Raw genomic sequence first — 24,892 nt, 5'->3', positions numbered from 1 at the left:
TGAGCTAAGTACGCCCCTCTGGGGCGCTATCAATGCCACCTGCTATGCAGGTGGTTTTTTACGCCGCTGGCGGATCGCGCTGCCAGTAAAGCGGCTCGCCAAACGCCTCCACATAGTGATCGATCACCGCCCTGACGTTCAGCGGCGGACGGCGGGCGTGCGGATAGATGGCGGCGATCTGCTGCGGCTCGGTTTTTATCGCCGTCTCAAACTCCGGCAGCAGCCTGACCAGCTCGCCGTTTTGCAGCCGATCGCCCATCAGCCAGTCGGGAAACAGCACCAGCCCCATGCCGCCCAGCGCGGCGACCAGCAGCGTTTCCGCATTGTTGGAGGTTAACAGCGGGGAGAGCGGGTAGTGCACCCAGGCGTCGCCGGGGGCGCGGAACAGCCAGCGGTTCGGCCCGGACGAGCCGCGATACACCAGACAGCGGTGGCGGCTGAGATCCGCCGGGCTGTGCGGCGCGCCGTAGCGGCGCAGGTAGGCCGGCGAGGCGGCGAGGTAGTAGCGCTGCTCGCCAAACACGCGGGCGTGGAAGGAGGAGTCCGTCAGCGTGCCGATGCGGAAGATGACGTCCGCAGCGTCGCGGTGCGGGTCGATATAGTCGTCGGTCTGCACAAGATCGATCAGCAGGCGGGGATAGCGGGCGGCCAGCGCGGGCAGGGCGGGTGCCACGTGGCGCTGGCCGAAGAACACCGGCGTATTGATGCGCACCAGCCCGGACGGCTCCAGCGCCCGCTCCTGCAGCTCTTTGCGCGCCTCGTCGAGCTGTTCGGTCATGCTGCGCGCATAGTCGATAAACAGCCGCCCGGACTCGGTTGGCATCACCGCGCGCGTATTGCGGTAAAACAGCTGCTGCCCCAGCGCGTCTTCCAACTGGTGAATGATGCGCGAAACCTTGGAGGCCGAAATGCCGCGCCGCCGCGCGACAGCGGAGAAGTTCTGCGCGTCGAAGACCTCGATAAAAATCTTTAATGCGCTGACATTAATCGCGTCGCTATCCAGCATTGATGCAAATCCTGCAAAGGTGTTTAACAGATTATACCGTTTTTTCCCCGCTTTCGCCGCTGTAAGCTGCGGCGTCTGATTGAGCGGAGAGCGTTTGCTATGCAACTTTTACTTATTTTACTGGTTATCGCGGGCGGGATGGGCCTGTCGGTGGAGGCGGGCCTGCTGGGGCCGTTGGGCGGCGAGGTCGGCGATCTGTGGGCGACTTTCAGCATCTTTGGCGTCGGCGCCGCGCTGACGTTTCTGCTGATGCTGTTTTTCAGCCCGCGCAACAGCCCGTCGTTTTTTGCCCAGCCGGGCTGGCAGCTGCTGGGCGGCGTGCTGGGGCCGGTTTATGTGGTGATCCTGACCGTGGCGACGCCCGCTATCGGCGTTGCGCTGACCATGATCGGCATTCTGGCCGGGCAGGTTTTCAAAAGCCTGATTATCGACCACTTCGGTCTGCTGGGGACGCCGCACCGCAAAATAGACGCCAGACGCATTCTCGCGCTGGTTTTCATCATCGCCGCGCTGGCGCTGGTCGCACAGGGTTAAGGGGGACGACATGACGATATTGATGATTCTGCTGGCGGTGGTCGGCGGCGCGATGCTGAGCATTCAGGCGGCGATCAACGGCCAGCTGGGCAGCAAGGTGGGCGTGTTCCGCAGCGCCTTTCTGACCTTTTCCGTCGGCGCGTTGATTACCGCGCTGCTGATTTTCTTCTTTGAACCCAAGCAGGCGGTCAGCCTGCTGGATGTGCCGAAATGGCAGCTGCTGGGCGCGCTGTTCGGCGTGCCTTATATTGTGATTATGGTGCTGGCGGTGCAGCGCATCGGCACGGCGGTAGCGACGGTGGCGGTAATTTTCGGCCAGTTGACGATGAGCATGCTGATCGACAACTTCGGCTGGCTGGGCAATGCCGCCATGGGTTTCTCCGCCAGCCGGCTGGGGGCGATTGTCTGTCTGGCGATCGCGCTGGGCTTTATCTACTCCAGCAGCCGGACGAAATCGGCGTAAGGGACGACGGCAGGATAAAAAAAGGCCGGGCATGATGCCCGGCCTCAGTCGATTGACAATGCCTGTTATTAGGGAAAGCGTGGCGATGGGGTCGTAGCGGCGTTAGCCGCCTGACAAATTTGCCGGGAGCAAATTTGAACAACCGTAAGGTTGGCCCGTAGGGTGGGACGCAGGGATGCGTCCCATAATGCCCCTCGTTACGCTAGGCCCGAGTATCTCGGGCTATCAGACAACTTTGCCATTAACCTCGCCTTTCTGTTTGGCGCTGATTTATTTCAGGCCGGCGGCGTCGCGCAGCAGGGCGGCCTTGTCGGTCGCTTCCCACGGGAAGTGTTCACGGCCGAAGTGGCCGTAGGCTGCGGTTTCGCGGTAGATAGGCTTGAGCAGATCCATCATCTGAATCAGGCCGTACGGACGCAGGTCAAAGAACTCGCGCACCAGCAGGGTCAGCTGCTCGGTCGGCACTTTCTCGGTGCCGAAGGTTTCCACCATGATGGAGGTCGGCTCCGCCACGCCGATGGCGTAGGAAACCTGGATTTCGCAGCGGTCGGCCAGGCCGGCGGCAACGATGTTTTTCGCCACGTAGCGCGCGGCGTAAGCGGCGGAACGGTCAACTTTGGACGGATCCTTACCGGAGAAAGCGCCGCCGCCGTGGCGCGCCATGCCGCCGTAGGTATCAACGATGATTTTACGCCCGGTCAGGCCGCAGTCGCCCATCGGGCCGCCGATAACGAAACGGCCGGTCGGGTTGATGTGGTACTTGGTGCCGGCGCTCAGCCACTCGGCAGGCAGAACCGGCTTGATGATCTCTTCCATCACCGCTTCTTGCAGATCTTTTTGTGCAATCTCTTCAGAGTGCTGGGTGGACAGCACCACCGCGTCGATGCCGACGATTTTACCGTCGTCATACTGGAAGGTAACCTGGCTTTTCGCATCCGGACGCAGCCACGGCAGGGTGCCGTTTTTACGCACTTCGGACTGGCGCTGCACCAGACGGTGCGCATAGGTGACCGGCGCCGGCATCAGCACGTCGGTTTCGTTGGTGGCATAGCCAAACATCAGGCCCTGATCGCCTGCACCCTGTTCCAGCGGATCGGTACGGTCCACGCCCTGATTGATATCCGGCGACTGTTTGCCGATCGCGCTCAGCACCGCACAGGAGTTGGCGTCGAAGCCCATATCGGAGTGCACGTAGCCGATGTCGCGAACGGTGTTGCGGGTGATCTCTTCGATATCGACCCAGGCGCTGGTGGTGATTTCACCGCCAACCAGCACCATGCCGGTTTTCACGTAGGTTTCACAGGCAACGCGGGCTTTCGGATCCTGCTCCAGGATGGCGTCGAGTACGGCATCGGAGATCTGGTCGGCAATTTTATCAGGATGTCCTTCGGAAACGGATTCAGACGTGAAGAGGTGTTTAGCCATTGTATTCTTTACCTTGCATAAGACGGGTGGAAATTACTGCACAGCGCTGGAGATCCGGGCATCGAAGCGAAGGGTCTTCCGCTGATGGCGCGAGATGCATCCTGCAACGCCCCTCAGGCAAAGCCGTTAAGCAGTTTTTTCGGTTAACCAGTATATCCCTTCGTCTTCCACTCAGGCGGCGTCGTTGGCAGCCCGTTGACGTTCATCAGGTATATAGATGGATTAACATCTGGACGTCTATTTTAGGTTATGCTTTAGCCGGATTGCCAGTATTTTTTTGTCGTTTATCACTTTTCCGCCGCCGCACTGACGCCATTTTCATCGCTTGAAACAGTTTGCGGCAAATTTTCATTTTGCATTTTGCCCGTGTTATCGGTATAAACTGCGCGCACGGCTCATTTGCTGGCCAATACGGCGACAGAAGTTGTAAAGGTCTGTGAATCCGCTGCAGGCGTCCCGACGGACGCTGCCGCTTCATAGAACGGTCACGTTCTTACACTACTATTTAGAGGTCTGGTCGTTCTGCGGAACGACGCGCGTGGAGGTGGTTGGATTAATGATCCGTTGTCTACCGGCTGTTGGTTCCCGACAGCAGTGCCAGTCCGGCACCAATTCTTCAGTTATCTCCCGTCTTTTCTCTATATCACCTACCCGGTGTGATAAACACCTGGGCGCTACTCAGGATTCTCGGGCCGGCTAAACCCGCCTGACCGACGTTGCCGTCAGGCTGCGCCGGGCCGGCTGGTATTTCGCTCGTCTGAAGCACTGAACAAGGGTAGCCTGCAGCCTTCCTGTGGGATGTTTCTTGGCCTGATTCACGAGGTTTGAACAGGGTGTCTTACAATTATAGCGTTAACCAACCGATCGCCAGATGCGAACGGCCGGCCGATATGCCGCCGCCGCGCCAGGCTGGGTTGTTCTCGCGGGATGTAGCTGCGATAGTGGCTGACTACGTCGTCAGAACGGGAAATGAGGCAAATTAATGTCTGATGATCGACTAAATAACCGCGCGTCAGCAGCGGGTGAACCAGTTTCTTTGCGCTCCATGCAGGAGGTTGCCATGAATGATCGTAACGCCAGCAAGATGCTGCGTACCTATAACGTCGCCTATTGGGGCAATAATTATTATGACGTCAATGAGCGCGGCCACATTAGCGTGTGCCCGGACCCGGACGTTCCCGGTGCGCGCGTCGATCTTGCTGAACTGGTAAAAGAGCGTCAGAAAGAGGGGCAGCGCCTGCCGGCGCTGTTCTGCTTCCCGCAGATCCTGCAGCATCGCCTGCGTTCGATTAACGCCGCCTTTAAACGGGCGCGCGAGTCGTTCGGCTATCAGGGCGGCTATTTCCTGGTGTATCCGATCAAGGTCAACCAGCACCGGCGCGTGATCGAGTCGCTGGTCAACTCCGGCGAACCGCTGGGGCTGGAAGCCGGCTCCAAGGCGGAGCTGATGGCGGTGCTGGCGCATGCCGGCATGACCCGTTCGGTGATTGTCTGTAACGGTTATAAAGACCGTGAATATATTCGTCTGGCGCTGATCGGCGAAAAACTGGGGCACAAGGTGTACCTGGTGATCGAGAAGATGTCGGAAATCAATCTGGTGCTGGAAGAGGCGGAACGGCTGAACGTGGTGCCGCGCCTGGGCGTGCGTGCGCGTCTGGCCTCCCAGGGCTCCGGCAAATGGCAGTCCAGCGGCGGCGAAAAATCCAAGTTCGGCCTGGCGGCGGTGCAGGTGCTGAAGCTGGTGGAAACCCTGCGCGAGGCGGGGCGTCTGGACAGCCTGCAGCTGCTGCACTTCCACCTCGGGTCGCAGCTGGCCAACATCCGCGATATCGCCACCGGCGTGCGCGAGTCGGCGCGTTTTTACGTTGAACTGCACAAACTGGGCGTCAATATCCAGTGCTTCGACGTGGGCGGCGGCCTGGGGGTCGATTACGAAGGCACCCGTTCGCAGTCCGACTGCTCGGTCAACTATGGCCTGAACGAATACGCCAATAACGTGATCTGGGGCATCGGTGACGCCTGTAACGAGCACGGCCTGCCGCACCCGACGGTGATCACCGAATCCGGCCGCGCGGTCACCGCGCACCATACGGTGCTGGTGTCCAACGTGATCGGCGTGGAGCGCAACGAATTCAGCGAGCCGGAGCCGCCGGTGGCGGACGCGCCGCGCGCGCTGGAAAGCATGTGGGAAACCTGGCAGGAGATGAACGAGCCGGAAAACCGCCGCTCGCTGCGCGAATGGCTGCACGACAGCCAGATGGACCTGCACGACGTACACACCCAATACGCGCACGGCATGCTGGATCTGACCAAGCGCGCCTGGGCGGAGCAGCTGTATCTGAACATCTGCAACAAGATCCAGCAGCAGCTCGACCCGAGCAACCGCGCCCACCGGCCGATTATCGATGAGCTGCAGGAGCGGATGGCGGACAAGTTCTACGTCAACTTCTCGCTGTTCCAGTCGATGCCGGACGCCTGGGGGATCGACCAGCTGTTCCCGGTGCTGCCGCTGGAGGGGCTGGATCAGCCGCCGGAAGGGCGTGCGGTGCTGTTGGACATCACCTGCGATTCGGACGGCACCATCGATCATTACGTTGACGGCGACGGCGTGGCGACCACCATGCCGATGCCGCCGTACGATCCGGAGAACCCGCCGGTGCTGGGCTTCTTTATGGTCGGCGCCTATCAGGAAATCCTGGGGAATATGCACAACCTGTTCGGCGACACCGCCTCGGTTGACGTGTATATCTTCCCGGACGGCACCATTGAAACCGAGCAGTCCGACGACGGCGATACCGTGGCCGACATGCTGCAGTATGTGCAGCTGGACCCGACGGCGCTGCTGGCCAAATTCCGCGATCAGGTGAAAGAGACCGACCTGGACAATGCGCTGCAGGCGCAGTTCCTGGAAGAGTTCGAAGCCGGCCTGTACGGTTATACTTATCTGGAAGACGAGTAATGCTGCGGCGCGGATGGCGTCATCCGCGCCGACTTGAAGCCTGAGGCAAATCAGGCGATAATTCAGGCCATCAGCAGCGCTGAAAAGAACGTTTAAATAAATCCCTTCCTCGTCGGGCTAACGACGCGGAAGGGATTTTTTTTTGTTGGGCCTGTGACGTTGCGCCGCGGGCGAAATGTTGAACGATGAGGATTTACTATGAGCACCTTAGGTCATCAGTCCGATAATTCTTTAGTGTCCAATGCCTTTGGTTTCCTGCGCTTTCCGCTGAATTTTATGCCGTATGACAGCGATGCGGAGTGGGTGATCACCGGCATTCCCTTCGATATGGCGACCTCCGGCCGCGCCGGCGGGCGTCACGGGCCGGCGGCGATCCGTCAGGTGTCCACCAACCTGGCCTGGGAAGGCAACCGCTGGCCGTGGAGTTTTGACCTGCGTGACCGGCTGAACGTCGTTGACTGCGGCGATATCGTGTTCAACTTCGGCGATGCGCAGGATATGAGCGATAAGCTGCAGGCCCACGCTGAGAAACTGCTGCGGGCCGGCAAGCGCATGCTCTCCTTCGGCGGCGACCATTTTGTCACGCTGCCGCTGCTGCGCGCGCACGCCAAGCACTTTGGCAAGATGGCGCTGGTGCATTTTGATGCGCACACCGACACCTACGCCAACGGCAGCAAGTTTGACCACGGCACCATGTTCTATCATGCGCCGAACGAAGGCCTGATCGATCCGCATCACTCGGTGCAGATCGGCATCCGCACCGAATTCGACCATGATAACGGCTTTACCGTGCTGGATGCGGCGCAGGTGAACGACCGCGGCGTGGACGATCTGCTGACCCAGATCAAACAGATCGTCGGCGATATGCCGGTATACCTGACCTTCGACATCGACTGCCTGGATCCGGCCTTTGCGCCCGGCACCGGCACGCCGGTGATCGGCGGTCTGACCTCCGATCGCGCGCTGAAGCTGCTGCGCGGCATGCAGACGCTGAACATCGTCGGCATGGACGTGGTGGAAGTGGCGCCGGCCTACGATCAGTCGGAAATCACCGCGCTGGCCGCGGCGACGCTGGCGCTGGAAATGCTGTACCTGCAAGCGGCGAAAAAGCAGGCGTAAGCGAGAGTTGTGTAAACCCCGGTCTTGCCAGAGGCCGGGGTTTTTATGGAGACAGATATGCTGGCCAAACCATCTGTACGTCTGAACAAATATATTAGCGAAAGCGGGGTCTGCTCGCGTCGCGATGCCGATCGTTATATCGAACAAGGTAATGTTTTTATTAATGGCAAGCGTGTGGCGCTGGGCGATCGGGTATTTCCGGGAGACGTGGTCAAGGTTAACGGCCAGCTCATCGAGCCGCGTAGCGAAGACAACCTGGTCTTCATTGCGCTGAACAAACCGGTAGGCATTGTCTGCACCACGGAAAGCGGCGAAAAAGACAACATTGCCGATTTTGTGAATCACAGTACGCGTATTTTCCCGATCGGGCGGTTAGATAAAGACTCGCAGGGGCTGATATTCCTGACTAACCACGGCGATCTGGTGAACAAGATCCTGCGGGCCGGTAACGAGCACGAAAAAGAGTATCTGGTGACGGTCAATAAACCGGTCACCGATGAATTTATCCGCGGTTTAGCGGCGGGCGTACCGATGCTGGGTACGGTGACCAAAAAATGCAAGGTGAAGAAAGTCTCCGCCTCGGTGTTTCGCATCGTGCTGGTGCAGGGGTTAAACCGCCAGATCCGTCGTATGTGTGAACATTTTGGCTATGAGGTCACCAAGCTGGAGCGCACCCGCATTATGAACGTCGGGCTGGCCGGCTTACCGCTGGGAGACTGGCGGGAATTGACGGATGATGAACTGATCGCGTTGTTCAAACTGATTGAGGACTCCTCGTCGGAAGCAAAACCGGCGAGCCGCAAGCCGGCGGTCAACAAGGCCAAAAAAGCCAGTAAACCCGCCGAAGCGCCGGCCGGGCGCAAGCGGTTCACCCAGCCGGGCCGTAAAAAGAAAGGGCGTTAACGGCAGTGCTGCGCTGCCGGCAAATCCATCCGGCGGCGTAGCCGCTACTTTCAGCCGTCTGGAGGCGTCCGCCCTTTATCGTTGGCCGCCGGGATGAACGGCCGATTAGAGGAAACGCCTTTAAGATCCGCGGCTTCGTTGCTTACGGGCGCTGCAGCAGCGCCCGGGCCTGGCGCATTTTGCCCAGCAGCACGCCGCCCGCCAGCAGCGTGACCAGCTGTGAGGCGATCAGCACCGCAAACCCGGACGACACCGTGCCCTGAGCGGCCATCACCCATCCCATCAGCAGCGGAATAAAGGCGGAAAACAGATTGCCGATTCCGTTGATAATGCCATAGGCGCTGCCGACCGCCTGCGGCCTGGCGTAGTGCTGCAGCAGCGTCGGGATCGCCGCGCCCTGCAGGCCCCAGCAGGCGTTGGCCGCCAGCAGGAAAAAGGCGATCCAGCCGGTCTGGCCGCTGTTCATCAGCCCGGCAACGCACAGCGCGGTGGCGCCGCCGCCGATGACGAAGATCAGCGGCGCCTGCTGCGGACGCATCCGGTCGAGCAGCGCACCGCCGAGATATTTCGCCCCGATGCTGACGATAAACGGCAGTGACGCCATGGCCCCCATCTGCTTCAGCGAAAAGCCTTTTTCATCGATCAGGTAGGCCGGCAGCCAGGCGCTGGAGCCCCACAGATAGCTGAGGGTGGCGATCTCCACCAGCATAATCCAGCCGAGCATCGGCGTATGCCAGGCGTCGCTGAAGGTGCGCCAGACGCGCGCCAGCACCGGCGTTGCGGCGCGCGGCGGCGGCGTGTTGTGCGCCGGACGGATAAACGTGCGGATCAGCCACAGCCCGGCCAGCAGATTGAAACCCGCCAGTAAATAAAACGACATCGCCCAGCCGAAGTGGGCCATCAGAAAGCCGATCAGCGGAAAGCCGATCGCCAGCCCGAGCGAGACGCCGAGCGCGCTGACGGCGTTGGGCTTGCCCAGCTCATTGGCGGCAAAGTGGTCGCTGATATACATGGTTTTCAGCGAAAACAGCGGCCCTTCGCTGACGCCGAGCAGGGCGCGCACCAGCAGCAGCCACAGGACGCTGCCCGCCAGCGGCGAGGCGGCGGTCAGCAGCGCCCACAGCAGCACGCTGAGCGTCAGCGCGCGTCGGTATCCCATCAGCGTTTCCAGAAACGGCGTCAGCAGCAGCGCCGCCAGGCCGTAGCCGAGCAGAAAGGCGGTCATCAGCGTGCCCTGCTGCAGCCGGCTCTCCCCGAGGCCGAAGTGGTGCAAAAACGCCGGATTGACCACCATCACGGCGATATTTACCCGGTCGATATAGGCGATCACGATCAAAAACAGCAGGGCGAACACGCCGTACCAGCGCTGACGAGCATTCACAAAGCACTCCTTAACACGGTGATAAACCTGTGCGGCGGGCGAACGGGCGTTCGCCGGGCCTGAAGGCGGGATTATGGGTCTGGATGTTAAATTATTGTTTCAATAAACGCGCCTCTCACGGCGAGAGAAAACTTTTACGCCGCTTGCCATGCAAAAATCAACGCGTTTTTGCATATAAATTCACGATGTAATGCATAAATACCATCGTATTTTCATATCGGTGCATTTTTTCGTGATCTCCTCCGCATTTGTAATCTTTAAACAACCTTTTATTAACAATTGTCGCCTTGCTCCCTTGACGAAACATTCGCCAGTTTTATAGTGGGCGTATTAAATAAGAAACTGAGTTTCATATATGAAACAAAGAGATAGAGGGTTTTAGCAATGAGCTGGAAGAACGTGTGCGAAGTGTCTCAGGTTAAAGAAGATTTCCCTTACTCGGCGACGGTAGACGGCAAAGAGATCGGGGTGTATCTGATCGACGGGCAATATTACGCGCTGGAAGATGTCTGCCCGCACGCCTACGCCTTGCTCAGCCAGGGGTTTGTCGACGACGGCAAAGTGGAGTGCCCGCTGCATGAAGCGCTGTTCGACGTACGCACCGGCCAGTGCCTGCGCGAACCGGGCGGCCGCGATCTGCAAACCTTCGCCACCCGCGTGATTGACAACCAAATCCAGATCACCGTCATCGAGGAGGAGTAATTGATGCAACACATTACCGATTTCAACCCGTGGCTGCCGGACACCCAGCAGGTGATCCCGGCGCGCGAGGGCGGCAACGGGCAGATCCATCAGCCGGGCCACTATCAGAATGTGATCTGGCAGACGCGCGCCCGCGTGCCGGACGGCTTTGAAACCGCGCTGGTCGCCGCGCTGGAGGAGATCTTCGACGGCGGCGCCAGCGAACTGGATCAGATCGTCAGCGCGCTGAATCAGCGCCGGCTGTTCGATCGCAACGGCCAGCCGTGGAACGAAGCGGCGTTCCGCGAATTCCTTCACGTTAACGGTTTCTGAGCAGCACTGGGAGAAGACAATGACAGCAAACACAACATCCTCCGCGCAGACTTTACAGAACTACCTTGACCAGGGCTTACGCGGTATGTGGTATCCGGTGCTGGCCAGCTGGGAAGTGGGCAACAACCCGGTCGGCATCACCCGACTGGAGCAGCAAATCGTCCTGTGGCGCGACGCGCAGGGCGCAATCCACGCGCTGGAAGACCGCTGCCCGCACCGCGGCGCGCGGCTGTCGATGGGCTGGAACCTCGGCGATCGCATCGCCTGCTGGTATCACGGCGTTGAAGTGGGCGGCGACGGCGAGGTGAAAGACGTGCCGGCGGTGGACCGCTGCCCGCTGGTGGGGCAGAAATGCCTGCGTTCCTACCCGGCGCAGGAGGCTCACGGCGCGGTGTTCCTCTACTTCGGCGTCACCGCCGACGAAGCGCCGCCGGAACTGATCTTCCCGCAGGAGCTGGCCGATGAAGCTGCTTACAGCAACTTCCTGTGCACCGCCAGCTGGGACTGCAATTATCAGTATGCGTTGGAAAACGTGATGGACCCGATGCACGGCACCTATCTGCACTCTTCGTCGCACTCGATGGCGGAAGGCGACCGCAAGGCGGATATGGCCCTGGAGCCGACCGACAGCGGCTTTATCTTCAAGAAAAACGGCCAGATCGGCGTCAACTTCGACTGGGTGGAGTTCGGCAACAGCGGCGCCTACTGGATGCGCCTGTCGATCCCGTACAAACAGCGCTTCGGGCCGGGCGGCCACTTCTGGATCATCGGCATGGTGGTGCCGGAAGACAAGGATCACTGCCGGGTATTCTTCTGGCGTATCCGCAAGGTGAAGGACTGGCAGCGCGATCTGTGGCGCTTTATGTACCGCAACCGTCTGGAGGCGCTGCACTGGGACGTGCTTGAGCAGGATCGCATCGTACTGGAGAACATGGCGCCGAACGCCCGCAGCCGCGAATACCTCTATCAGCACGACGTCGGCCTGTCGCGTCTGCGCCGTATGATGCAAAAAGAGGCGCAAAAACAGCTGGCGATGCTGAGCGAGCTGGAGGCGGCGCAGTGAGCGGCCTGCTGGCGGACAAACGCATCGTGGTCACCGGCGCGGCGCGCGGCCTTGGCCGCAGCTTCGCCGCAGCGATCGCCGAGGCCGGCGGCCGGGTGGTGATGTGCGACATCCTGGCGGACGAGCTGCAGAGCGCGGCGGCGGCGCTGCGCGAGCAGGGCGCGCAGGTTGAAACGCAGACCATCGATCTGGCGTCGCCGGACTCGATTCGCAACGCCTTCAGCGCCATTGGCGCAGGCGGCGCGATCGACGGTCTGGTGAATAACGCCGCGCTGGCGACCGGCGTCGGCGGCAAAACCATGATGGAATACGATATCGAGCTGTGGGACCGCGTGATGCAGGTCAACGTGCGCGGCACCTGGCTGGTCAGTCAGGCGGCGGTGCCGCTGCTGGCGCAGCGGCCGCACGCCAAGATCGTCAACGTGGCGTCCGACACCGCGCTGTGGGGCGCGCCGCGCCTGATGGCCTACGTGGCCAGCAAGGGGGCGCTGATTGCGATGACGCGTTCGATGGCGCGCGAGCTGGGCGAACAGAACATCTGCGTCAACGCCATCGCACCGGGCCTGACGCGGGTGGAGGCCACCGAATATGTACCGGCGGAGCGCCACCAGCTGTACGAGCAGGGGCGGGCGCTGAGCGGAGCGCAACACCCGGATGATGTGACCGGCAGCGTGCTGTATCTGCTGTCGCCGCTGGCGAACTTCGTCACCGGTCAACTGCTGCCGGTGAACGGCGGTTTCGTATTCAACTGACCGCCCGACGGCGAGAAGAAGGAACAGAGCATGGCGGATGAACAAACGTGTAAATATCTGATCCCCGGACTGGATCGCGGTCTGCAGCTGCTGCTGGCGTTTGGCGAGCAGCACAAGGAGATGACCTTTGCGGAGCTGCACCGTCTGGTCGCCATGCCGAAGGCGACCGCCTACCGGGTGGTGCAGACGCTGGAGCATCTGGGCTTTCTGGAGCGCAACCCGCGCACCAACACCTTCTCGCTGGGCATCAAGGTGCTGCGGCTGGGGTTTGAGTATATCGCCTCGCTGGACGTAGCGCAGGTCGGGCAGCCGGTGATCGAGCAGCTGCGCGATCGCAGCCAGTGCAGCAGCCACCTGGCGATCCGTGACGGACGCGATGTGATCTATATCGCCCGCGTCAGCGCCGCCGGTTCGCAGATCAATCAGGTCAGCGTCGGCACGCGCCTGCCGGTGCATCAGACCTCGCTGGGACGCATGCTGCTGACCCGCACCACGCGCGAGGAATTCGAAGGTCTCTATCCGCAGCAGAGCCTGCCGGGCAGCGGGCCGGGCACGCCGGCCGACCGCGAGGCGCTGTGGCAGATGGTGCAGCAGGATAAGGCGCGCGGCTATGTGATCGGCGAGTCGTTTTTCCGCCACGGCATTTCCTCGATCGTCTACCCGATCTTTAACCGCGATCTGCAGGTGGAGGCGGTGGTCAGCATTATGGTGCCGTTCGATCAGATCCCGGCCGAGGATCGCGAGCGGCTGCGGATGGAGGTGCGCGACGCCGCCGGGAAGATTTCCGACTTCCTTGGCGCGCCGCCGCGAGCCGAGGTCGGCTAGCACTATTTTCATGTGCGGCGGGCCGCTGCCCGCCCACGGGTTTTCCCAACGGCAAGGTTTAGCGACCGCGTGAGGCGCCTGAAAACGGGCGTCGGGGAACGATCATGCCTGAAACAGGCGTTTCAGAGAACGTGAGGCACAAACAATGAGCGTGATTGGCATCGAACAGCTGGAATTTGGCGTTGAAGATCTGCCAAAGTGCGAGAAATTTATGCGGGACTTCGGCCTGCAGGCGGCGGCGGATCGGCCGTCGGCATTTACCACCCTGAGCGGCGCCGGCGTGCAGCTGCGTCCGCTGGACGACGATGAGCTGCCGCCGGCGTTCGAAGGTGGCTCGACCCTGCGCCGCATGACCTGGGGCGTGGCCGGCCCGGCGGAGCTGGCGGAACTGGCAACGCGGCTGGCGCAGGTGCCGGGCTTTCAGCGTCTGGGCGAGACGCTGGAGTGCCGCGATCCCAACGGCATGACGCTGCGCTTTGTGGTCAGCCGTCAGCGCGAGGTGACGCTGCCGGTCACGCCGATCAATCAGTGGGGCGACGTGCGCCGCATCGACCAGCCCAGCCCGGTCTATGAACAGGCGCAGCCGATCAATATCGGCCACGTGGTGTTCTTTGTCGATGACCTGGCGGCTACCGAGCGCTTTTACCGCGAGGCGCTGGGATTTCAGGTGTCCGATCGCTATATCGACCGCGCGGTGTTCCTGCGCACCCAGGCGCGCGGCGGCCACCATAACCTGTTCCTGCTGAAGCTGCCGAACCGCCCACGCGGGCTGAACCACGTGGCGTTCACCGTACGCGATATTCATGAAGTGATCGGCGGCGGTCTGGCGATGAATAAAGAGCAGTGGAGCACCTTTATCGGCCCCGGCCGCCATCCGATCTCCTCGGCCTACTTCTGGTACGTCAACAGCCCGACCGGCGGCGCGTTCGAGTACTACACCAATGATGATTTCCTGACGGAGAACTGGCAGCCGCGCGAGCTGGAGCATTCGCTGGTGTCGTTTACCGAATGGGCGGTGGAGGGCGGCATCGACCACGACACCCGCCGCCAGCATAAACCGGTGGAGGCGCTATGAGTCAGCCGATTTCCGCAGGCATCGTTATCGTCGGCGGCGGTCAGGCCGGCGGCTGGGCGGCGAAAACGCTGCGCGACCGCGGTTACGACGGCACCCTGTCGGTGGTGAGCGATGAACCCTACGATTTTTATGAGCGCCCGCCGCTCTCCAAGGCGGCGCTGCTGGACGATAAGGCGCCGCTCAGCCGCCTGTTCAGCGCCGAGACGGTGGCGGCGCTGGAGATTAACTGGTATCGCCCGCTGCGCGCCGAGCGCGTGGACGCCGCGGCTCAAACGCTGCAGCTCAGCGACGGGCGGCAGCTGCATTTTGACCAGCTGCTGCTGGCCACCGGCGGCCGGCCGCGCCTGCCGGACGCCAGCTGGGCCGACTGCCCGCAGGTGATGACCCTGCGCTCCTGGGACGATGCCGCGCGCCTGCGTCAGGGGCTGTTGCGCAGCCGCCGGCTGGCGATTGTCGGCGGCGGCTGGATCGGGCTGGAGATCGCCGCGTCGGCGCGCAGGCTCGGCGTCGAGGTGACGGTGTTTGAACGCCAGCCCGCGCTGTGCATGCGCAGCGTCGGCGCGGCGGTGTCACAGGCGCTGCTGGCGCTGCATCAGCAGCAGGGCGTGACGCTGCACTGCGACTGCGGCGATATCCGCCTGGAAACGCGCGGCGATGAGGCGTGGATCGCCAGCGCCGTCAGCGCGGCGCAGCCGTTCGATCTGGTGGTGGTCGGCATCGGCGTAGAGCTGAATCTGGCGCTGGCGCACAGCGCCGGGCTGCAGCTGGACGGCGGCGGCATCGTGGTCGACAGCCAGGGACGCACCAGCCATCCGGCGATCTTCGCCGCCGGCGACGTGGCGCGCCATCCGACGCTGGGGCTGTGTCTGCAGTCCTGGGCCTACGCGCAGAATCAGGCCATCAGCACCGCCGGCGCGATGCTTGATGCCGACGCGCCGGCCTACGACGACGTCGCCTGGCTGTGGTCGGATCAATATGACGCCAATATCCAGATCCTCGGCGTGCCGATCGGCGGCGTGCATCAGGTGACGCGGCGCACGCCGCAGTCGCAGGTATTTTTCACCCTGAACGCTGACCGGCAGCTGGTGCAGATGGTGGCGTTTAACGACGCGCGCGCCATCAAACTGGGTAAGCGCTGGCTGGCCAGCGGACGGGTACTGGATCCGGCGCAGCTGGCGGATGCGGAATTTTCTCTGATGGCGTTGAAGTAATCCCGGCGGCTTGCAGGCAGCGCCTGTAAGCGCCAGAGGATAACGCCCAAGCGACGGGAGCGTTTCATGACTCTGCAACACATCGACGCCCGCGACGGCCGGGTGGGGGAGGCCGTTGTCGAAAATCAGCCGCAACGGGTGCGCTGGTCGGTGCCTATCGCGCTGTTTGCCTGCGTACTGCTGGCGTTTTTCGACAAGATCAGCATTGCGGCGCTGTTTTCCGACGCCGGTTTCCAGCAGGCGCTGGGCATCAGCTTTGACCCGACGCGTCTCGGGCTGCTGATGAGCGCCTTTCTGTTTTCCTACGGCTTCTCCTCGATGCTGCTGAGCGGCATCGGCGACCGGCTGAACCCGGTGCGGGTGCTGATCGGCATGATGGTGGTCTGGGCGGTGCTGATGGTGATGATGGGCTTTACCCGCTCGTATCACACCATGATGACGCTGCGCATTCTGCTCGGCATTGCCGAAGGGCCGCTGCTGCCGATGGCCTACGCCATTATCCGCCAGGCGTTCCCGCAGCGCCTGCAGGCGCGGGCCACCATGCTGTGGCTGCTGGGCACGCCGCTCGGCGCGGCGCTGGGCTTCCCGGTGACGCTGTTTATTCTCAACACCTTTCACTGGCAGGCGACCTTCTTCTTTATGGCGTTGCTGACGCTGCCGGTGATGCTGCTGGTGCTGTTCGGCCTGCGTCATCTGAAGGTGCAGCGGACGGCGCAGGGGAACCAGAGCACGCCGGCCGAGCGCAAACAGCACCGGCAACAGCTGCTGCGCAGCCCGCACTTCTGGATGATCTGCCTGTTTAATATCGCGTTTCTGACCTACCTGTGGGGCATGAACGGCTGGCTGCCAAGCTATCTGATCGAGGGGAAAGGCATCCATCTGGAACACGCCGGCTACCTCTCCTCGCTGCCGTTTATCGCCATGCTGCTGGGGGAAGTGCTGGGGGCCTGGCTGTCGGACAAGCTCGACCGCCGCGCGCTGGCCTGCTTCCTGTCGCTGGCGGGCGCCGGCGTGGGGCTGGCGGCGGTGCTGCAGCTGTCGGGCACCTACAGCGTGATTGCCGCCATGGCGCTCAGCACCTTTATGTGGGGCGCCGGGGCGCCCAACATCTTCGCCCTGCTGGCCAAGGCCACCAGCAGCCAGGTGAGCGCCACCGCCGGCGGCATTTTCAACGGCCTGGGGAATTTTGCCGGCGCGCTGGCGCCGGTGCTGATGGGGGCGTTGATCGCCGCCAGCGGCAATATGGACAGCGGCCTGCTGTTTTTGGTGGTGACGGCCTTCGTCGGCTGCATCATTTTGCTGCCGCTGCTGAAGAAATACTGAGTTTGCCAAATCAATTGAGGAGTGAAAACCATGTCTCAGGTTGACAACAAAGCCGGCGTCAAGCCGCAGGATATCGCGATGGCGGACTGGGTGGAATCACGCATCGCCCGTTTTGAAGGCCGCAAGTATGACTGGAACGCGCTGAAGTTTCAGGCGGATTTCGATCCGAAATACCGCCGCGCGCAGATGCGCTACATCGGCACCGGCGCCACCGGCGTGGCGAGCGACACCAATACCGTGCCGGCCGGCAACTTCACTTTCTCCACCATGGTGCTGCCGTCGAAGTGCGAAGGGCCGCTGCACCTGCATGACGACGTGGAGGAGGTGTTCTTTATGCTGAAAGGCACCATCACGCTGATGATTCAGGACGGCGAGGAGTATTACGAGACGGTGCTGAAGGAGCGCGACCTGATTTCGGTGCCGGCGGGTATTTACCGCGGGCTGTTCAACCACGGCGAGGAAGAGGCGCTGATGTGCGTGATGCTCGGCACCGCCAAGCCGGAGATCCCGACCTATCCGGCGGATCACCCGCTGTCCAGCGTGAAGCGCAACGGATGAATGCGCTGCCGGAACGCCAACAGGCGGTCTGCGGCGGCCAGCGGCTGAGCTGGCGTGAGGCCGGTCAGGGGCGGCCGGTGCTGCTGCTGCACGGCATCAGCTCCGGCTCCGCCTCGTGGCTGAAGCAGTTTGCCGACGCGCAATTGCTGGACGGCCACCGGCTGATCGCCTGGGATGCGCCGGGTTACGGCGCCAGCGACGCGCTGGCGAGTGCCGAACCGTTGGCCGCCGATTACGCCGGCGCGCTGGCGGCGCTGGTCAGCCATCTGGGCCTGCATCAGCCGCTGCTGGTGGGGCATTCACTCGGCGCGCTGATGGGCAGCGCCTATGCCGCCGCCTGTCCTGACGGCCTCTGCGGTCTGGCGCTGGCTGACCCGGCGCAGGGCTATGCAATGGCCGATGCGCAGAAGCGCCGCCAGGTGTTCGAACAGCGTCAGCAGATGATGCACACGCTGGGACCGCAGGGCTACGGGGAACAGCGCGCTGCGGCACTGCTGCGCGCCGACGCCGACCCGCAGGATATCGCCTGGGTGCGCCGCGGCATGCAGCAGCTGCATCCGGACGGTTTCCTCAGCGCCGCCTGGATGCTGGCCAACGATGATATCAACGGCTATCTGGCGCGCTATCGTGGCCCGCTGCAGGTGTGGTGCGGCGAACAGGACGCCATTACGCCGCCGGCGGCGGCAGAGGCGCTGGCCGCGCGGCAGGATGCGCCGCTGCACCTGATCGCCGCCGCCGGGCACGCCAGCTATCTTGACGCGCCGGCGAGCTTTAACCGCCTTGTGCGGGACTTTACGGGAGCAATTCAACCATGAATTTCCAGATTGAAAACCGGGTGGCGGTGGTGACCGGCGGCTCGTCGGGCATCGGTTTTGAAACCCTGCGGCTGCTGCTGGCGGAAGGGGCCAGGGTGGCGTTCTGCGGCCGCAGCCAGGACAAGCTTGACGGTGCGCTGGCGCAACTGCAGGCCGAGTTTCCGCAGGCGCAGATCCTGGCGCAGTGCTGCGACGTGCTGGATCCCGAGCAGGTGACGCAGTTCGCCGGACAGGTCGAGGCGCGCTTCGGCGGCGTGGATATGCTGATCAACAACGCCGGGCAGGGGTACGTCGCCCATTTTGAGCAGACGCCGCGCACGGCCTGGCTGCACGAGGCCGAACTGAAACTGTTCGGCGTGATTAACCCGCTGCAGGCGTTTCTGCCGGCGCTGGAGCGCTCGGATATCGCCTCGATTACCTGCGTCAACTCGCTGCTGGCGCTGCAGCCGGAAGAGCACATGATCGCCACCTCGGCGGCGCGCGCTGCGCTGCTCAATATGACGCTGACGCTGTCGAAAGAACTGGTGGACAAGGGCATCCGCGTGAACTCCATCCTGTTGGGGATGGTGGAGTCGGGCCAGTGGCGACGCCGCTTTGCCGAGCGCAGCGACCGCGAGCAAAGCTGGGAATCCTGGACGGCGGCGATTGCCGAGCGGCGCGGCATCCCGATGAAACGGCTGGGCAAGCCGCAGGAGCCGGCGCGCGCGCTGCTGTTTCTGGCCTCGCCGATGGCGTCGTTCACCACCGGCGCGGCGCTGGACGTGTCCGGCGGCTTCAACCGCCATCTGTAAGCCGGGAGCAGAACTGATGAAGAAAATCATGATGATTGGCTACGGCGCGATGGCGAAGGAAGTGTTGTCCCGCCTGCCGGAAGGGGTAGAACCCGGCTGGATCGTGGCGCGCGAGCCGCATCATGCGGCGATTGCCGCCGCGTTCGGCGGCCGGGTGCAGGCGCTGAGCGATCCGCGCGACTGCGACGGCCGGCCCGATCTGGTGCTGGAGTGCGCCAGCCAGCAGGCGGTCGCCGAATTTGGCGAAGCGGTGATGCAGCGCGGCTGGACGCTGGCGGTGATTTCCACCGGCGCGCTGGCGGACGCCGGGCTGCAGCAGCGTATCCAGCAGGCCAGCCGCGACCATCACGGCCGCGTCTGGGTGCTGTCCGGCGCGGTGGCGGGCATGGACGGGCTGGCGTCGGCGCGGGAAGGCGGGCTGACCTGCGTCACCTATCAGGCCAGCAAAAGCCCGGCCAGCTGGCGCGGCAGCCCGGCGGAAACCCTGATCGACCTTGATGCGGTCAGCGAGGCGCAGGTGTTCTTCGAAGGCAGCGCGCGTGAAGCGGCCAGGCTGTTCCCGGCCAACGCCAACGTGGCGGCCACCATTGCGCTGCACGGGCTGGGGATGGATGAGACGCGGGTGCGCCTGCAGGTGGATCCGCATACCCGGCGCAATACGCACCGGCTGCAGGCGCAGGGCGCCTTCGGCGAATTTCAGATTGAATTAAGCGGCACGCCGCTGGCCAGCAACCCGAAAACTTCGACGCTGGCGGCGCTGAGTGCGGTGCAGGCCTGCCGCCGTCTGCTGGACGGCGAACTGACGGCATAAAGGGGAATAACAGGATGGCGATACAAAAGATTTTTCTGGCCGGGCGCTGGTGTGAAGGGCGCGGCGAGCCGATGCGCTCCACCTTTCCGGCCGACGGTTCGCTGAACGCCGAACTGCGCGCTGCCGACGTGAACGACGTTAATGAGGCGGTCGAGGCGGCGGAGCGCGCCTGGCGCGACCCGCAGTGGCGCGGACTGGTGCCGCATCAGCGCGCGGCGGTGTTATATCGCGTCAGCGATCTGATTAACCAACAGCTGGAGACGCTGGCGCAGCTGCAGACGCGCGACAACGGTAAGCCGCTGGCGGAAACCCGCGGTCTGGTGGCCAGCGCGGCGGCCACCGCGCGCTATTTCGCCGCCGCCTGCGAAGTGCTGGAAGGGGAGCTGCCCACCCAGCGCAATAGTGAAGTGATGACGCTGAGCCAGTACCAGCCACTGGGGGTGATCGCCGCCATTACGCCGTGGAACTCGCCGATCGCCAGCGAAATGCAAAAGGTGGCGCCGGCGCTGGCGGCCGGCAACGCGGTGATCCTGAAGCCGGCGGAGGCCACGCCGCTGATGGCGCTGAAGCTGGCGGAGCTGTTTGAACAGGCGGGGCTGCCCGCCGGCTTGCTCAGCGTGCTGCCGGGCAAAGGCTCGGTGATTGGCGAAGCGCTGGCGCGCCACCCGCTGGTGAAAAAAATTTCCTTTACCGGCGGCACTGGCACCGGTCGCCATCTGGCGCATATCGCCGCCGAGAAGCTGATCCCCACTTCGCTGGAGCTGGGGGGTAAGTCGCCGACCATCGTGCTGGAGGACGCCGATCTGGAGCAGGCGGCGCGCGGCATCTGCTACGGCATTTTCAGCTCGGCCGGCCAGGCGTGCATCGCCGGCTCCCGGCTGTTTGTGCACCGTTCGCTGTATCAGCCGCTGTTGACGCGCCTGTGTGAGCTGGCGGGCGGGCTGCGCCTTGGCGATCCGCGGCAGCCGGGCGTGCATATGGGGCCGCTGATAAATGACAAACATCGACAGAGCGTGGCGGCGTACGTGGCGCTGGCGCGTCAGGAGGGCGGCCGGGTGCTGATCGGCGGCGAAGCGCCGGCGGATCCGCAGCTGGCGGACGGCAGCTATTACCTGCCGACCATTATCGACGGATTGAGCAACGACGCGCGGGTCTGCCAGGAGGAGATCTTCGGGCCGGTGCTGGTGGCGATGCCGTTCGACGATGAGCAGCAGCTGGTCGCCATGGCCAACGATTCGGTCTACGGCCTGGCCGCCGGCATCTGGAGCCGCGATTTCCCGCGCGCCATGGCGCTGGCGGAGCAGCTGGAGACCGGCACCGTCTGGGTCAACACCTACAAGACATTCTCGATTTCCACGCCGTTCGGCGGCGTTAAGCAGAGCGGCCTGGGACGGGAAAAAGGGCTGCACGGCATCAAGGCCTATATGCAACAGAAAAGCCTGTATCTGGCGCTGACCCATCAGGTAAACCGCTGGAGCGACTGAGCGCGGCGCGCGACCTATCCCTACGCATTAATATGATAAGAAGGCAGATGATGAGCGATAAAATAACGGTTGGTGAGGCGATAGCCCGGACTCTGGAGCAATACGCGGTGTCGGCGATGTACGGCATCATCTCGATTCATAATTTGCCGATCGCCGATGCCGTCGGGCAGCGCGGGGCAATCCGCTTTGTGCCGGCGCGCGGCGAGGCGGGCGCGGTGACGATGGCCGACGCCCACGGCCGTTTTTCCGGCCTCGGGGTGGCGCTGACCAGCACCGGCGCCGGCGCGGGTAACGCGGTGGGGGCGATGATTGAAGCGCTGAACGCCAATACGCCGCTGCTGCACATCACCGGCCAGGTGGAAAAGGCGTATCTGGATGCCGACGCCGGTTTTATTCACGAAACCAAAGATCAGATGGGCTTCCTGCGCGCCTGTGCAAAACGCGCCTATCGGGTTAACAGCGCCGAGCAGGCGGTGGCGGTGATCCAGCGGGCGATTCAGGAGGCGCAGACCGTACCCTGCGGCCCGGTGGCGGTAGAGATCCCGATTGATATCCAAAGCAGCCTGGTCTCCAGCGCGGTGCTGACGCCGGCCGTTGCGCCACCGGCCCTGCCGGCGGCGGATGCGGCGGCGGTGGAGCGTTTGTACCAACGTCTGAAGACCGCCAAACGGCCGCTGCTGTGGCTGGGCGGCGGCGCGCTGGGCTGCGCGGCGGCGGTGCAGCGGCTGGCGGACGCCGGCGTGGCGGTGATGTCCAGCACCCACGGCCGCGGCATTCTGCCGGACAGCCATCCGCGCAGCCTGCGTGCTTTCCATAACTCGCCGAGCGTGGAGCAGATCCTGAACCGCTGCGACCTGACGCTGGTGGCCGGTTCACGCCTGCGCAGCAACGAAACCCGCACCTGGACGCTGCCGCTGCCGCGCCCGCTGGTGCAGATAGATATCGACCCGGCGGCGGCCAACCGCAACTATCTGGCGGATGAGCAGGTAAACGGCGACTGCGGTGCGCTGCTGACGGCGCTGGCGGCGCGCTTTACGCCGGGTGAGAAGGTCGATGCCGCGTGGGACGCCGACATTGCCGCCGCGGTGCAGCAGGCGGAACAGGCGCTGCGCGAGCAGTCCGGCGAATATGCCAAGCTCAGCGACGCCATCGCCGCCGCCCTGCCGGATGACGGTCTGCTGGTGCGCGATATCACCGTTTCCGGCAGCGTGTGGGGCAGCCGGCTGTTCCGCGCGCTGGCGCCGCTGTGCAACATCCACTCGCTGGCCGGCGCCATCGGTATGGGGCTGCCGATGGCGATCGGCACGGCGATCGCCAACCCGCAGCGTAAGGTGGTGGGGCTGGTGGGGGACGGCGGGCTGGCGCTGGGGCTGGGGGAGCTGGCGACCATGGCGCAGGAGCAGGCCAATATCACGCTGCTGATCATGAACGACGGCGGCTACGGCGTGATGCGTGGTATTCAGGACAAGTACTTCGCCGGCCGTCAGTATTACAACGAGCTGCATACTCCGGCATTCGCCCAGGTGGCGGAGGCGATGGGGCTGAAGGCCTGGAAGATAGACAGCGCCGCACAGTTCGGCGGGGTGCTGGCGGAGGCGATCAACTACCCGGGGCCGTCGGTGGTGGAAGTGGATATGAAACAGGTCGGGCCGTTAACCTTTGCCGGGCCGCCGCAAAAGACGCTGTACTGAGTAAGCGCCGGGGACGGTCTGCCGTCCCTGTTTGCGTGATATGCATGGGGTGAACGCCTCCGGGAACCGCTGCGCATTTTTGTCCACTTAACGCCAGTGTGATGACTAACGCTATCGTTTAAGGAGATAACCATGCTTAACGTTTCCAATACTACAAGCGCGGCGCGTAACGCCGCGCTGTCCGCCACTGCCGCCGCCGGCGCACAATTTACCGAGGTCGCCGCCTTAGGGCAGAAGATCGGCGAAGGCAGCCAAAAGGATGTGTTCCACTCGCTGCAAAACGCCAATCACTGTGTTTGTTTGTTCCGTCCCGGCACCACAGGTGTACAGTCCGCCGAACAGGTCGCGCAAAACGAGCAGGCTGCCACCCATAAGCTGAAAGAATTGGGGTTCCCGGTGGTGGACGTACATGGATTGGTTTCCCATAACGGGCAGTTTGGCTTGAGTAAAGAGTTTATTCGTCAGGCCATTGATGCTGCTGATATCACCCAGGGTAAACGGGAATTACCCGAGGAGAAAGGTTTCAATAAAAACGTGGAACAGGACTGCAACGATATTATTAAGCAGCTAAAAAGCCACAATTTGCATATCGATGATTTGCAGTTTCTGATCGATGAAAACGGCAGGGTGCGGATTAACGACCCGCGCAAGATAGAGTCTTCATCGCCGGAGAAAAGTATTGCGAAGGTAAAAGAGTTGAAAGGGTTTGCGGTGAATAATCTCTTGAGCGACAGCGAGTAATCTTGGTCGTGAACGGGGGCCGCAGCCCCCGTCAATAGTACGATTACTTGCCTTCGGCGGCGATGCGATCGCGGATATGCTGCGCGCGCGCTTCGGAAGACGGGTGATCGTCAAACATGCTGCTCTGACGTCCGGCTTCCATCTTGGCCAGTTTTTCGAAGCTGGTGACCAGCCCGTTCGGGTTGATGCCGCGCTTCTTCAGCAGATCGAACGAGTAGTCGTCCGCTTCGCTCTCTTGCTTCTGGGAGAACTGGGCGCTGACCAGCTTCTCGCCGATATCCGCCAGCTGCGACTGCGACAGCGAGCCGATGATGCCGCCGGTCGAGGCCGCCGCGGTGCGCAGCGCGACCGTGCCGTACGCCACCTGCATCGCCTTGCGGGTGTGGCCCAGCGCTACGTGGCCCATCTCATGGCCCAGCACGCCTTCCACTTCGTTGTCGTTCATCATGTCCATCAGGCCGCTGTAAACGCGGATACAGCCGTTGGCCATCGCCCAGGCGTTGACGTCTTTGGTGACGTACACCTTGTAGTTGGCCGGAGTGCCGTCGATATTATCGCCCAGCGCCGCCGCGATTTTATTCAGACGTTTGGCGTAGGTGCTGTTGGCCGGCGCGATTTTCGCCTTGCTGTCCATTTCGACGCAGGATTTATCACTTAACGCTTTGACATCGTCGTTGCTCAGGGTCGCCGCCTGGAACGCCTGCGCGCCGGATTGCATCAGGGTGTTGGGGTCGAGGTTTTGGCAACCGCTGACCAGCGTTGCAATACCTAATGCAATCAAAGAGGTACGGATCTTCATAAAGCCATCTTCCTGTGATAGTAACAAGGTTATTTATACTATTGAGCTGAAACAATTTCGCTCGCAACAGCCTAGTGTACGACACTCGACGGCAAAATAGTGTTATTCCGAAAAACGGGCCAATCGTGCTAATAAGTTGTGAACTCGCT

The 24,892-nt window shown here is 62.6% G+C and carries 24 protein-coding genes; 20 read left to right on the top strand and 4 right to left on the bottom strand.

The genetic code is table 11. From position 1 onward, the window contains the following. Positions 1–58: 58 nt before the first annotated feature. Entirely contained in the window at positions 59–1,006 is a 948-nt protein-coding gene (locus I6G83_RS02480) for a LysR family transcriptional regulator (RefSeq protein WP_054307961.1), read from the bottom strand. A 99-nt stretch (positions 1,007–1,105) separates the two neighbouring features. Between I6G83_RS02480 and I6G83_RS02475 the strand changes: the two genes are divergently transcribed. Beyond that, positions 1,106–1,540, top strand: coding sequence for a DMT family transporter (locus I6G83_RS02475; protein WP_054307960.1), 435 nt, complete (start codon positions 1,106–1,108; stop codon positions 1,538–1,540). Positions 1,541–1,550: 10 nt separating this feature from the next. Further along, on the top strand, positions 1,551–2,003 hold the full coding sequence (locus I6G83_RS02470) for a DMT family transporter (RefSeq protein ID WP_054307959.1): 453 nt from the start codon (positions 1,551–1,553) through the stop codon (positions 2,001–2,003). Positions 2,004–2,273: 270 nt separating this feature from the next. On the opposite strand, the gene metK is transcribed toward I6G83_RS02470, so the two are convergent. Further along, positions 2,274–3,428 carry a methionine adenosyltransferase gene (gene metK, locus I6G83_RS02465; protein ID WP_015673721.1) on the bottom strand — a complete coding sequence of 385 codons (1,155 nt, stop codon included), beginning with the start codon at positions 3,426–3,428 and terminating at the stop codon, positions 2,274–2,276. A gap of 982 nt (positions 3,429–4,410) precedes the next feature. Between metK and speA the strand changes: the two genes are divergently transcribed. The 3 genes from speA (at position 4,411) to rluF (ending at position 8,409) form a co-directional block, all read left to right on the top strand. Next, on the top strand, positions 4,411–6,387 hold the full coding sequence (speA, locus tag I6G83_RS02460; RefSeq protein ID WP_015673720.1) for a biosynthetic arginine decarboxylase: 1,977 nt from the start codon (positions 4,411–4,413) through the stop codon (positions 6,385–6,387). Positions 6,388–6,585: 198 nt separating this feature from the next. Further along, the gene (speB, locus tag I6G83_RS02455; RefSeq protein ID WP_054307344.1) at positions 6,586–7,506 is read left to right on the top strand and encodes an agmatinase; all 921 of its coding nucleotides are present in this window, start codon (positions 6,586–6,588) and stop codon (positions 7,504–7,506) included. 57 nt (positions 7,507–7,563) lie between these two features. Continuing rightward, positions 7,564–8,409: a 23S rRNA pseudouridine(2604) synthase RluF gene (rluF, locus tag I6G83_RS02450; RefSeq protein ID WP_054307345.1), complete on the top strand. Its 846-nt coding sequence runs from the start codon at positions 7,564–7,566 to the stop codon at positions 8,407–8,409. A gap of 142 nt (positions 8,410–8,551) precedes the next feature. Here the strand turns inward: rluF and I6G83_RS02445 are convergent, their stop codons facing one another. After that, positions 8,552–9,790, bottom strand: coding sequence for an MFS transporter (locus tag I6G83_RS02445; protein WP_054307346.1), 1,239 nt, complete (start codon positions 9,788–9,790; stop codon positions 8,552–8,554). 384 nt (positions 9,791–10,174) lie between these two features. Here I6G83_RS02445 and I6G83_RS02440 point away from each other — a divergent pair, with 384 nt between their 5' ends. The 15 genes from I6G83_RS02440 to hopBF1 all read left to right on the top strand — a co-directional run bounded on the left by I6G83_RS02440 (position 10,175) and on the right by hopBF1 (position 23,944). Next, positions 10,175–10,492, top strand: coding sequence for a Rieske (2Fe-2S) protein (locus I6G83_RS02440; protein ID WP_015673716.1), 318 nt, complete (start codon positions 10,175–10,177; stop codon positions 10,490–10,492). 3 nt (positions 10,493–10,495) lie between these two features. Further along, positions 10,496–10,804 (top strand): recombinase-like helix-turn-helix domain-containing protein, encoded by a 309-nt coding sequence (locus I6G83_RS02435; RefSeq protein WP_054307347.1) that lies wholly within the window; start codon positions 10,496–10,498, stop codon positions 10,802–10,804. Positions 10,805–10,823: 19 nt separating this feature from the next. Then, complete coding sequence (locus I6G83_RS02430; protein WP_015673714.1) at positions 10,824–11,867, top strand: aromatic ring-hydroxylating oxygenase subunit alpha; 1,044 nt, start codon at positions 10,824–10,826, stop codon at positions 11,865–11,867. After that, positions 11,864–12,619, top strand: a complete 756-nt coding sequence (locus I6G83_RS02425; RefSeq protein ID WP_062779342.1) for an SDR family oxidoreductase — start codon at positions 11,864–11,866, stop codon at positions 12,617–12,619. The genes I6G83_RS02430 and I6G83_RS02425 overlap by 4 nt, the downstream gene beginning before the upstream one ends. 30 nt (positions 12,620–12,649) lie before the next feature. Beyond that, a complete protein-coding gene (locus I6G83_RS02420) occupies positions 12,650–13,444 on the top strand; it encodes an IclR family transcriptional regulator (RefSeq protein WP_015673712.1) in 795 nt (264 codons plus the stop codon). A 145-nt stretch (positions 13,445–13,589) separates the two neighbouring features. Beyond that, the gene (locus I6G83_RS02415; RefSeq protein WP_054307506.1) at positions 13,590–14,519 is read left to right on the top strand and encodes a VOC family protein; all 930 of its coding nucleotides are present in this window, start codon (positions 13,590–13,592) and stop codon (positions 14,517–14,519) included. After that, positions 14,516–15,730 carry an NAD(P)/FAD-dependent oxidoreductase gene (locus tag I6G83_RS02410; RefSeq protein WP_054307505.1) on the top strand — a complete coding sequence of 405 codons (1,215 nt, stop codon included), beginning with the start codon at positions 14,516–14,518 and terminating at the stop codon, positions 15,728–15,730. Before I6G83_RS02415 ends, I6G83_RS02410 begins: the two co-directional genes overlap by 4 nt. A 66-nt stretch (positions 15,731–15,796) precedes the next feature. Next, positions 15,797–17,053: an MFS transporter gene (locus tag I6G83_RS02405; protein WP_054307504.1), complete on the top strand. Its 1,257-nt coding sequence runs from the start codon at positions 15,797–15,799 to the stop codon at positions 17,051–17,053. Between the two features lie 30 nt (positions 17,054–17,083). Then, positions 17,084–17,611, top strand: coding sequence for a cupin domain-containing protein (locus I6G83_RS02400; RefSeq protein ID WP_054307503.1), 528 nt, complete (start codon positions 17,084–17,086; stop codon positions 17,609–17,611). Next, complete coding sequence (locus I6G83_RS02395) at positions 17,608–18,426, top strand: alpha/beta fold hydrolase (RefSeq protein WP_054307502.1); 819 nt, start codon at positions 17,608–17,610, stop codon at positions 18,424–18,426. Before I6G83_RS02400 ends, I6G83_RS02395 begins: the two co-directional genes overlap by 4 nt. Continuing rightward, positions 18,423–19,217 (top strand): SDR family oxidoreductase, encoded by a 795-nt coding sequence (locus I6G83_RS02390; RefSeq protein ID WP_054307501.1) that lies wholly within the window; start codon positions 18,423–18,425, stop codon positions 19,215–19,217. Before I6G83_RS02395 ends, I6G83_RS02390 begins: the two co-directional genes overlap by 4 nt. 16 nt (positions 19,218–19,233) lie before the next feature. Further along, positions 19,234–20,028: an aspartate dehydrogenase gene (locus I6G83_RS02385; protein ID WP_054307500.1), complete on the top strand. Its 795-nt coding sequence runs from the start codon at positions 19,234–19,236 to the stop codon at positions 20,026–20,028. A 14-nt stretch (positions 20,029–20,042) separates the two neighbouring features. Then, complete coding sequence (locus I6G83_RS02380; RefSeq protein WP_054307499.1) at positions 20,043–21,512, top strand: aldehyde dehydrogenase; 1,470 nt, start codon at positions 20,043–20,045, stop codon at positions 21,510–21,512. Between the two features lie 50 nt (positions 21,513–21,562). Then, entirely contained in the window at positions 21,563–23,203 is a 1,641-nt protein-coding gene (locus I6G83_RS02375) for a thiamine pyrophosphate-binding protein (RefSeq protein ID WP_062779339.1), read from the top strand. 132 nt (positions 23,204–23,335) lie between these two features. Further along, a complete protein-coding gene (hopBF1, locus tag I6G83_RS02370; RefSeq protein WP_054307965.1) occupies positions 23,336–23,944 on the top strand; it encodes a T3SS effector protein kinase HopBF1 in 609 nt (202 codons plus the stop codon). A 43-nt stretch (positions 23,945–23,987) separates the two neighbouring features. Here the strand turns inward: hopBF1 and loiP are convergent, their stop codons facing one another. Next, complete coding sequence (gene loiP, locus I6G83_RS02365) at positions 23,988–24,743, bottom strand: metalloprotease LoiP (RefSeq protein ID WP_015673701.1); 756 nt, start codon at positions 24,741–24,743, stop codon at positions 23,988–23,990. Positions 24,744–24,892 lie beyond the last annotated feature (149 nt).

Source organism: Serratia rubidaea (assembly GCF_016026735.1).
Classification (GTDB): Bacteria; Pseudomonadota; Gammaproteobacteria; order Enterobacterales; family Enterobacteriaceae; genus Serratia_B; species Serratia_B rubidaea.
This window is presented reverse-complemented; position numbering and strand designations above follow the sequence as displayed.